Annotated in this window: 10 protein-coding genes; 1 reads left to right on the top strand and 9 read right to left on the bottom strand. The window is 67.4% G+C overall.

Translation table 11 applies throughout. The features are described from left to right. Nucleotides 1-187: 187 nt before the first annotated feature. Both L0P92_RS20645 and L0P92_RS20640 read right to left on the bottom strand, forming a co-directional pair. A complete protein-coding gene (locus tag L0P92_RS20645) occupies nt 188-1,432 on the bottom strand; it encodes an epoxide hydrolase family protein (protein ID WP_234764275.1) in 1,245 nt (414 codons plus the stop codon). A gap of 241 nt (nt 1,433-1,673) precedes the next feature. Next, a complete protein-coding gene (locus L0P92_RS20640) occupies nt 1,674-1,838 on the bottom strand; it encodes a hypothetical protein (RefSeq protein ID WP_234764274.1) in 165 nt (54 codons plus the stop codon). 243 nt (nt 1,839-2,081) lie between these two features. Here L0P92_RS20640 and L0P92_RS20635 point away from each other — a divergent pair, with 243 nt between their 5' ends. Continuing rightward, nucleotides 2,082-3,005, top strand: a complete 924-nt coding sequence (locus tag L0P92_RS20635; protein ID WP_234764273.1) for an LLM class F420-dependent oxidoreductase — start codon at nt 2,082-2,084, stop codon at nt 3,003-3,005. A gap of 75 nt (nt 3,006-3,080) precedes the next feature. On the opposite strand, the gene L0P92_RS20630 is transcribed toward L0P92_RS20635, so the two are convergent. The 7 genes from L0P92_RS20630 to L0P92_RS20600 form a co-directional block, all read right to left on the bottom strand. Continuing rightward, entirely contained in the window at nt 3,081-3,872 is a 792-nt protein-coding gene (locus tag L0P92_RS20630) for an SAM-dependent methyltransferase (RefSeq protein WP_234764272.1), read from the bottom strand. A 153-nt stretch (nt 3,873-4,025) separates the two neighbouring features. After that, nucleotides 4,026-5,204, bottom strand: coding sequence for a winged helix-turn-helix domain-containing protein (locus tag L0P92_RS20625; protein WP_234764271.1), 1,179 nt, complete (start codon nt 5,202-5,204; stop codon nt 4,026-4,028). 31 nt (nt 5,205-5,235) lie between these two features. Then, nucleotides 5,236-6,009: an NAD(P)H-dependent oxidoreductase gene (locus L0P92_RS20620; RefSeq protein ID WP_234764276.1), complete on the bottom strand. Its 774-nt coding sequence runs from the start codon at nt 6,007-6,009 to the stop codon at nt 5,236-5,238. 81 nt (nt 6,010-6,090) lie between these two features. Next, complete coding sequence (locus L0P92_RS20615) at nt 6,091-6,486, bottom strand: ectoine synthase (RefSeq protein ID WP_234764270.1); 396 nt, start codon at nt 6,484-6,486, stop codon at nt 6,091-6,093. A 49-nt stretch (nt 6,487-6,535) separates the two neighbouring features. Beyond that, nucleotides 6,536-7,750, bottom strand: coding sequence for an NAD(P)/FAD-dependent oxidoreductase (locus tag L0P92_RS20610; protein WP_234764269.1), 1,215 nt, complete (start codon nt 7,748-7,750; stop codon nt 6,536-6,538). Beyond that, nucleotides 7,747-7,944: a ferredoxin gene (locus L0P92_RS20605; RefSeq protein ID WP_234764268.1), complete on the bottom strand. Its 198-nt coding sequence runs from the start codon at nt 7,942-7,944 to the stop codon at nt 7,747-7,749. The genes L0P92_RS20610 and L0P92_RS20605 overlap by 4 nt, the downstream gene beginning before the upstream one ends. A gap of 25 nt (nt 7,945-7,969) precedes the next feature. Continuing rightward, the gene (locus L0P92_RS20600; RefSeq protein ID WP_234764267.1) at nt 7,970-9,175 is read right to left on the bottom strand and encodes a cytochrome P450; all 1,206 of its coding nucleotides are present in this window, start codon (nt 9,173-9,175) and stop codon (nt 7,970-7,972) included. Between the last annotated feature and the right edge of the window lie 5 nt (nt 9,176-9,180).

Raw genomic sequence — 9,180 nt, 5'->3', positions numbered from 1 at the left:
GGGGTTCGCGTACCGCCTTGCGGTGGGTTGTGGGTCGGGGCCGCGCCGGGGGGTGTCCGTCCTCGGTCGGGCGGCTCGGTTCCTCAAGGGGGGACTCGGCGTTGACGCCCGCCGCTGCGGGCGGACACCCCCCGACACGGCCCCTTGCCGCCGTACGCGCGTGCTGCGCCGTGGGGGCAGGCGGGACTCAGGGCCTGCGGTCGTGGAAGGTGCGGCGTAGGTCGTTGACCCAGGCGTCGGGGTTCTCCCAGGGGATGAAGTGGCCGCCGTGGTCGTGGGCGTTGACGTTGACGTGGTTGAACCAGGTGGCTTGCGGGCCGTTCTTGAAGGCCTGGACGCGTTCGTCGGCGGTGTGGATGCCGGGTGGGTTCTCGTACGTGACGAAGGTGAGGCCGACCGGGGCCTGTACGACCGGGGTGCGGTCGTGGGCGGGGGTCCAGGGGTAGCGGTTGGCGTTGGCGTAGTAACGCATCGACGTGGCGATGGAGTTGTTCACCCAGTAGATCGTGGCGTGGGTGAGCAGGTCGTCCTTGGTGAAGACGGACTCGATGTCGCCGCCGTTGTCGCTCCAGGCGTTCCAGCGCTCCAGCAGCCAGGCCAGCAGTCCGGCGGGTGAGTCGCTCAGTCCGTGGGCCAGGGTGGCGCCGTCGAGCATGTGCACGGCGAGGTGGGACGCCCAGCGGTGGTCCTGGTCGATGATGCGGGCGCGGATGTCGGCGGGCTGGTCGTCGGTGAGGGGGCGGTTGCGGGCGAAGTCCCAGGCGCGGGGGCCGGTGAAGAAGTCGAGCGGCAGCCCCGAGCCGATGTGGATGCCGTAGAGCTCGTCGGCGTACTTGTGGCCGAGCTGGCTGGAGACGATGCCGCCGATGTCGCAGCCCCCGGCGGCGTACTTCTCGTATCCCAGGGTCTCGGTCATCAAGGTGTGCCAGAGGTCGGAGACCTTCCAGAAGTTGACGTCCGGAAAGCCGGTGAGCGGGCCGGGGAAGCCGAAGCCGGGAAGTGACGGGACGATCACGTCGAACGCGTCGGCGGGGTCGCCGCCGAACGCCGCCGGGTCGGCCAGCGGGTCGATCACCTTCGACCAGTGCCAGAACGTCCACGGCCAGCCGTGGGTGAGGATCAACGGGATCGGACGGGGGCCACGGCCGGGCTTGCGCATGAAGTGCACCGGGACCCCGGCGACGCTCACCCGGTAGTGCTCATAGGCGTTGATCTCGGCCTCGGCCTTGCGCCAGTCGTAACCGCCCCGCCAGTAGGCGACCAGCTCACGCAGCCAACTGTCCGGGACACCGTAGGCCCCGTCTTCGTTCCCCTCGTCCAGCGGCGGCCGGGTCAGGGCGAGACGGGTACGCAGATCGTCGAGGACCTCGTCGGCCACATGGATCGGGGTGGGCTCCAGGGGGAAGGCGGTGGTGGTGTGCGGGGTGGTCATGGCACGACCTTTCCACACCGCTTCCAGCCCGTCCGGCCTTTGAGGACGAGACCAGGCATCTTCGGCCCGTCAGGCGTTGGGGGCCGAGGCCAGGCACTATTCAGCCCGTCCGGCGTTTGAGGACGAGGCCGGAGGCCGATGGGGGTCCAGGGGGCGGAGCCCCCTGGCGGGGTCGAAGGGGCGGAGCCCCTTCAAGGGATGGGACGGGTAGGGGCGGCGGGGGCGAGAGACGTGCCGGTCGTCAGCCGGCGTCCCCGTCCTGCCGAGACGCCCCCGTAGCCTGAAGGTCCGCGTCCAGGGCAGACAGGTCCGCGTTCAGGGCCGCCATCAGCTCCTCCATCTGCTGCAGCAGTCCCTTGGGCTGACCGGCACCGGCGGCGTGCTGTGGTGCGTTTTCCTCGGACATGACGGCCTCCTCGGGCCTCCGGCCCCCATGGCGGCGGGCCGACACGCTGACGCCCCGGCGGTCGGAAGGACGGGGGCGGGCGCCGGACGGTCCGGCTCCGTCCGAGCCAACGATCACCGTCGGGGCCGGTCACTGGCCCGGCCAGGGCCCGGCACGGGCATTGACGGAATTCACCCGACCGTGGACGCGAGGGACAGGGGAACCCGCGCGGTTGACGCCGACCGAGGCGTGCAGGATGGAGGCATGGATCTTCGCATCTTCACCGAGCCCCAGCAGGGGGCCACCTACGACACCCTCCTCACCGTGGCGAAGGCCACGGAGGACCTTGGATTCGATGCCTTCTTCCGGTCCGACCACTATCTGAAGATGGGGGGCGGGGACGGACTCCCCGGACCCACCGACGCCTGGATCACCCTTGCCGGTCTCGCACGGGAGACCAAGCGGATCCGGCTCGGCACCCTGATGACCGCAGGCACGTTCCGGCTGCCCGGCGTGCTCGCCATCCAGGTCGCCCAGGTCGACCAGATGTCCGGCGGCCGTGTCGAACTCGGCCTGGGCGCGGGATGGTTCGAGGAGGAGCACAAGGCGTACGGCATCCCGTTCCCGAAGGAGAAGTTCGGGCGGCTGGAGGAGCAGCTCGCCATCGTCACGGGACTGTGGGCGACCGAGGCCGGAGCGACCTTCGACTTCAAGGGCGAGCACTACACGCTGAGTGAGTCGCCCGCCCTGCCCAAGCCCGCGCAGGCAAAGATCCCGGTGCTCATCGGCGGCCACGGCGCCACCCGCACCCCGCGGCTGGCCGGCCGGTACGCCGACGAGTTCAACATGCCGTTCGCCTCCGTCGAGGACAGTGAGCGGCAGTTCGGGCGGGTGCGCGCCGCCGCGGAGGCGGCCGGGCGCAAGGGCGACGACCTCGTCTGCTCCAACGCCCTCGTGGTGTGCGTGGGCAAGGACGAGCAGGAGGTCGCGCGTCGCGCCGCCGCCATCGGGCGTGAGGTCGACGAGCTGAGGCTCAACGGGCTGGCCGGCTCCCCGGACGAGGTCGTCGAGAAGATCGGCCGGTACCAGGAGATCGGGTCGCGGCGGATCTACCTCCAGGTCCTCGACCTCGATGACCTGGACCACCTGGAGTTGATCTCGTCCCAGGTGCAGTCGCAGCTGTCGTAGCGCCGGTACGGCGGTGATCGTGGTGCCGTCCGGCGGATCGGGTCGTCGTGGTGCGATCCGCCGGACGTCGGCCTGTCATGGTTTGCGGGCGACCCCCACGTACAGCGGTATGTCGTCGGTCCCGGGCTGTTCGCCGAGTTCGGGATGCCAGGCCGCGGCGAGCACCACGCCGGGGTCCAGCAGGTCCAGGCCCGTGAAGAAGGCGGCGAACGACTCGTGCGAGCGGACCTGCGCCGGGGTGCCGCCTCTGCGGTAGACCTCGACGACGCGCTCCCAGGTCTCCGGGTCGAAGTCCCCGGTCGCGTGCGACAGCGTCACGTAGCTTCCGGGCGCGAGTGCCTCGATCAACTCCCTTGTGATCCGCGCCGGTTCGTCCTCGTCCGGTACCAGGTGCAGAAGCGCCACCAGGGACAGGGCGATCGGCTCGCTGAAGTCGAGGGTCTGGTGCGCCGCCGCGAGGATCTTCCCCGGCTCCCGTACGTCGCCGTGGACGTAGGCGGTCTTCCCCTCGCGTGTGCTGTGCAGCAGCGCCTCGGCGTGCCGCAGGACGATCGGGTCGTTGTCGGCGTACACGACGCGGGCGTCGGGGGTGATCCCCTGCACGATCTGGTGGAGGTTCGGCTCGGTCGGGATGCCGGTCCCTATGTCGAGGAACTGGCGTACGCCCCGCTCGGCCAGCAGCCGAGAGGCGCGGTGCATGAACCGGCGGTTGGTCCGCGCCATGTCCCTTACGTCCGGGAAGAGCGAGACCACCTGCTCGGCCGCCTCCGCGTCGACCGGGTAGTTGTCCTTCCCGCCGAGGAAGTAGTCGTACATCCGGGCCGAGTGGGGCTTGCTGGTGTCCAGCCGTAATCCGTTGTCTGTCATGCGAGGCCTCCGCTTCCTACGTGGGCGCTCAGGCGTACGTCGTTCGAACGCCCGGACGCTCGGGAGGCTAGCGAAGATTCCCGGGTCGTGCGGTCGCCCGCGCCGTACGGTGGGTCCGTCGGCGGGCGACCGGAAGCCGTGCACATCGGCTGTTCAGGACGAGGCGAGCGCGGTGGCGAGCGGTGCGGCGAGCTTTTCGGGCAGCACCCGCTCGGCGCGTACGTGTGTGCAGCCGACCCACTCCGCGGCCTCCCGCAGCGCCTTCGCCGCCGCCGGTACGTGTTTGGCGCCGGCCAGCGAGATCTGACGCGCCACCAGCGTCCGCCCCTCGCGCGCCGGGTCCACCCTGCCCACCAGACGCCCGCCCGACAGCAGCGGCATGGCGAAATAGCCGTGCACCCGCTTCTCCTTGGGGACATACGCTTCGAGGCGGTGGGTGAAGCCGAAGACCCGTTCGGTGCGCGCCCGGTCCCACACCAGTGAGTCGAACGGCGAGAGGAGCGTGGTGCGGTGGCGGCCGCGCGGCTGTTCCGTCAGGGCGACGGGATCGGCCCAGGCGGCAGCCGTACCGCCGTCCTTGCCCCAGCCGGCGACCGCGACCTCGACCAGGCCGCTGCCGGGCAGCGCCGAGCGGATCTGTTCCACCGTCAGCCGTTGGTAGTCCGCCAGATCCTTCACCGTGGCCACCCCCAGCGCCGCCCCCGCCCGCGCGGTGAGCTCGCGCAGGCAGGCCGCGTCGTCCAGGTCCTGCGCCAACAGCTCGGCGGGCACCGCCCGTTCGGCCAGGTCGTACACCCGCTTCCAGCCCCGGCGTTCGGTGCAGACGACCACACCGGTGTCCAGCAGCCACTCGATGGCGATCTTCGACTCCGACCAGTCCCACCAGGGGCCGCCGTTCTTCGCGCCGCCCAGCTCGGTGGCCGTCATCGGGCCCTCACCGCGCAGCCGGGCCAGCACCTCGGCGCAGGAGCGCTCGCTGTCGGCCATCTTGTGCCAGCGGTGGCCGCGCTCGATGAACGCCCGGCGCCGGAAGGCGTACAACGGCCAGGTGTCGATGGGGAGTACACAGGCGGCGTGCGACCAGTACTCGAAGGCGCGGGTCTGCTGCCAGTACGCCGCCTCCACCGCGTCGCGGCCCACCGCGCCGAGTCGGGCGTAGGGCACCAGTTCGTGCGAGCGGGCCAGCACGGAGATGGTGTCGAGTTGTACGGCGCCCAGGTGCCGCAGTACGGCCCGGGGATCGGCGCGTCTGCCGTACGGAGATCCGAGCAGGCCCTGCGCGCGCAGGAAGATCCGGCGCGCTTCGTCGGCGGTGAGGGTCGGTCCGGGCATGATCGCAGCGTAGGTCATGTGCAAGACGTGCTCAGCTCTCGATGCGGTAGTGGGCGGGCAATCCGGTGATGTGTGGGCTGAGTTCGGGGCGCAGGACCAGGTCTTCGTCGTAGTCGCCGCCGTTCTGGTGGCGGAAAGGCAGCGGTTCGGTGTGCGGGAGGTCCTTCAGACGCACGCGCAGGGCGTTCGCGTGGCAGGCGTAGGCCGCCGCGTCCATGCGGTCGGCCCCGTGCACCAGCAGCGGTGGGACGACGTCGATTCCCGCGTACCACAGAGTGCCGTGCTGAAGGGGGAAGAGCAGGTCGTCGAGCGCACCGTTGATGCCGCGCGGTCCCAGGCTCGCCTCGCGGGCGCCGGCGCTGACGACGACCATGGCCCGCTTGCCGGCGAGCGCGCCTTCGCCGTAGCGCAGCTGGCGCCCCTGCGCGTCGTGGACGCCGAAGGCGAAACCGCCGACGAAGACGCGGTCGAACCACCCCTTGAGAATGGCGGGCATTCCGTACCACCACAGCGGGAACTGCACGATCAGCGTGTCCGCCCAGGACAGTTTCTCGTGCTCGGCGGTGATGTCGGGAGCCAGCGCGCCTTGGCGTACGGCCTCCTGTGCCGCGTGGCCGACGATCAGCCGCTCGCCTTCCGCGTGGGAGAAGTCGTCGGCCGTCACGACCGGGTTGAACTTCATCGCGTACAGGTCGCTGCTGCGTATCTCGTGCCCCTGTTCCTCGAGAAACCGGACGCCGTCGCGATGCAGGGAGCCGTTGAGGGAGCGGGGTTCGGGATGAGCGGTGAGCCACAGGACTTTCACCATCGGTTCCTTTCCGTCGTACGAACACAGAGTCCCCGTCACTGAACTGACGGGGACCCATGTGTCTGATGTTCGATGCCGCTATGCCTCCGTCAGCAGTGGATAGACCCCGTTCTCGTCATGATCCTCACGTCCGGTGAGCGCCGGCGTGAAGATGCACAGAAACGTGCTGTCCACGATCGGCTTGATCGTGTGGTTGTCGGCATCGTCCAGAATGTGCAGGGTGCCGGGTTCGATGATGTGCTCTTCGTTCTCGTCCCGGTCGATCAGAATCATCTTGCCGGAGATGCAGAACACCGCTTCCACGTGGTTCGCATAGCAGATGTCGGTTTCAGTTCCGGCGTAGACCACCGTCTCGGACACGGAGTATCCGAATCCGTCCGATGCGAGCAGAATACGCTTGCTCCGCCACGCGCCGCTTGCGGCCGTGACATCCCGTTCCGTGCCTTCGATGTCCGTAAGCCTACGAACCTGCATGACAGCCCTCCTGGTCATTCTTCATGTACGACATGAACCGGACCTGTTTCTAGTGCGCTTTCAGTGATTTCAACAGCTCGATATAGACGCTGTTGAACCGGGCGCCTTTGTCCATGTAAGCGGCTCCGACCATGACCTCCCCTCGAAGGAACTTGACGAGCACGCCGCAGTCCAACTGGTCCAGGTCTCCACGGACGATCTCCATGGAGTCGGATGTCTTCGGGTTGCCGGCGATCTGGATACGTAGTCCGAATACCTCAGTGGCGATGCTGGGGAAGTATCCGATGCGGGAGGTTTTTGAGTCGTAGCCCAGAGACGACGCCACGGACCTCCCCGCAAGGTCGCCGGTGTCGATCGCGTTCTTCCAGAACTCCATACGCGTGAGGTCTTCTGTCGTCCACGGGTCGGGGTAGCGGGCGATGTCCCCGGCCGCGAACACGCCCTCACGCTCCGGCACGCGCATGTATGCGTCGACGCGTACCCCGTCGGACAGGTCCAGGCCGTTTCCTCGAAGCCATTCCACGTTGGGAACGCTGCCGATCGCCTCGATGAAGAGGGGGCGGTCCGACGAGGATTCCAGGTTCGACGCCCCCGGGTCGCAAAGCAGTTCCTTTGCGGAATCGCCCGTCAGGAACGTGACGCCATTCTGTGTGATCCAACGTCCGAGTGCCATGGCGATGCGCCTGCCGAGAATGCTCTCGAACGGCCCGTGCCGCCGTGTCTCCAGCATGACGACTTCACAGCCGTACTCCTTGGCCAGCGAAGCCAGCTCGCAAGCCACGAATCCGGCGCCTGCGATCGTGACCTTCTTGCTGGTCTGAAGCTCGCTATGAATGTGTTGCGCATCGTCCAGACCCCGCAGGGTTCTGTGCGCATGGAACTCGCACTCGTTGTCGCCCTCGACCGAGGTGCGCGGGCGCACACCCGAGGCGATGACGAGAGCGTCGTAGGCGAAGGTTTCGCCTGTACTCAGACGCAGAACCTTCTCACGCAGGTCCGCGGTTTCGACTCTGGTGTCGAGACGCCAGGTCAGAGCCTTGTTCTCGACTCCGTTGACCTTCAGGTCCTCGGCGATGGTCGTTCCGGGGGCATCCGACGACGGATACCGCTTCTTGGTCAGACCCGGCCGGTTGTAGGTGCGGTGAGTCTCGTCTCCGAAGATGACGATCCTGGCGTCGACCTTGCATTTGAGCAGTGCGTTGGCCGCTCGCAGGCCGGCTATGCCGGCGCCGACGATGCCGATGCACGGCTCGCCACGCGTCATGCGGCATCACGGTTCAGAAGGATCGCCTGCAGCGGGCAGGAGTCGATGGCGTCCTCGATGTCGTCGATGTGTTCCTCATCGAACGACTCGTGATACTGAAGCTCACCATCGGTGTCGAGCTCGAAGTTGGCCGGAGCGGAAATCGCGCACAGCCCGTGGTTCTGGCACTTGATTCGATCAACGAAGATCTTCACGGTCTCCTCCAGGCGTGAAGGTGATTCAGGAACGAGGGGTGAAGGTGATCGGCAGCCTGTTCGCGCCGGTGTTTCCGGAATCAGGCAGCCACTCGGCGTCTGCTCCCACCCGCAGATCGGTCATGCGCGTGGCCAACGCCGAGAGCGCCACACCGATGTCCGCCCTGGCGACGAAATGCCCCAGGCAGTGATGCAGTCCGCCACCGAACGCGAAGTGAGGTGACCGGTCGGCATCGAGGTCGATGCGGTCCGGGTTGTCGAATTCGGCGGGGTCGGTGGCCGATGTCAGGGTGAACAGGTGGAGGGTCGTACCCTTCTCGATCGTGCGCTCCTTGTGCTGGAACGTCTCCGCCGCCTCGCGTGAGATCCATCGGCCGATCGGATTGACGCGAAGCGCCTCCTCGACCGCCTTCGCGGAGTAGCGATCGGGATCCGCGGCCAACTTCTCCCACTGGTCCTGCTGCCTCGAGAAAGCTTCGACGGACAGGGCCAGTTGGTTTCGGGTCGTGTCGATCCCCGCGAAAATGAGCAGGATGATGAGATTGATCAGTTCCTGATCCGAGAGCTTGCCGGCGTCCTCGTCCCTCGTCTCCACCAGGGTGCTCAGGATGTCGTTCTGGGGAGATTCCCTTCGGCTTCGCACCAGGAACTCCGCGTACTCGGTGAGTTCGACGATGGCATCGTCGATCTGCGCGATGTTCTCCTGGATGGTGATGCCGAGACCGAGCCCGATCGTGGACGCGAGCTCATGGATCTTCTTCCAGTCGTGCTCGTCGATGCCCAGCAGCATGCACAGAATCCTGGTCGCGTACGGCGCCGCGAAGCGACTGGCGAACTCGGTCTGCCCGTCATCGATCCACTCGTCTATGAGACTGTCCGCCAGAGCGCGGAAGCGGGAGTGCAGCGGCTCTATCCGGCGCGGCGAGAACGCGGGATTGACCAGCCGCCGGATCCTGTTGTGCTCGATACCCTCCAGCACGAGCAGGGTCTTCTGCCACCAACGGTCGAAGTGCCCTTCGAACACTCCGTGTTGAGACGGCCACTTGGCGGACCCCTGGGTCAGACGAGGACTCTTCAGGAGGAAGCTGCTGTCCTCGTAGGAGAGGACGGCGATTCCCCAGTCGGTCCGTGCGTACCAATGTGTCGCACGCGCCTTCCGCACTTCTTCCGAGTCCATGCGAAAGTGTTCGTCGCTGATGTCGAGATACATGGTTGTGGGCTGTTCTGCCATGGCGG

Source organism: Streptomyces muensis (genome assembly GCF_021474425.1).
Taxonomy (GTDB): domain Bacteria; phylum Actinomycetota; class Actinomycetes; order Streptomycetales; family Streptomycetaceae; genus Streptomyces; species Streptomyces muensis.
This window is presented reverse-complemented; position numbering and strand designations above follow the sequence as displayed.

What these genes read in the sequence shown, in the direction of transcription:
- L0P92_RS20645 (WP_234764275.1), bottom strand. Translation starts at nt 1,432, where the DNA reads ATGACCACCCCGCACACCACCACCGCCTTCCCCCTGGAGCCCACCCCG.
- L0P92_RS20640 (WP_234764274.1), bottom strand. Translation starts at nt 1,838, where the DNA reads ATGTCCGAGGAAAACGCACCACAGCACGCCGCCGGTGCCGGTCAGCCC.
- L0P92_RS20635 (WP_234764273.1), top strand. Translation starts at nt 2,082, where the DNA reads ATGGATCTTCGCATCTTCACCGAGCCCCAGCAGGGGGCCACCTACGAC.
- L0P92_RS20630 (WP_234764272.1), bottom strand. Translation starts at nt 3,872, where the DNA reads ATGACAGACAACGGATTACGGCTGGACACCAGCAAGCCCCACTCGGCC.
- L0P92_RS20625 (WP_234764271.1), bottom strand. Translation starts at nt 5,204, where the DNA reads ATGCCCGGACCGACCCTCACCGCCGACGAAGCGCGCCGGATCTTCCTG.
- L0P92_RS20615 (WP_234764270.1), bottom strand. Translation starts at nt 6,486, where the DNA reads ATGCAGGTTCGTAGGCTTACGGACATCGAAGGCACGGAACGGGATGTC.
- L0P92_RS20610 (WP_234764269.1), bottom strand. Translation starts at nt 7,750, where the DNA reads ATGACGCGTGGCGAGCCGTGCATCGGCATCGTCGGCGCCGGCATAGCC.
- L0P92_RS20600 (WP_234764267.1), bottom strand. Translation starts at nt 9,175, where the DNA reads ATGGCAGAACAGCCCACAACCATGTATCTCGACATCAGCGACGAACAC.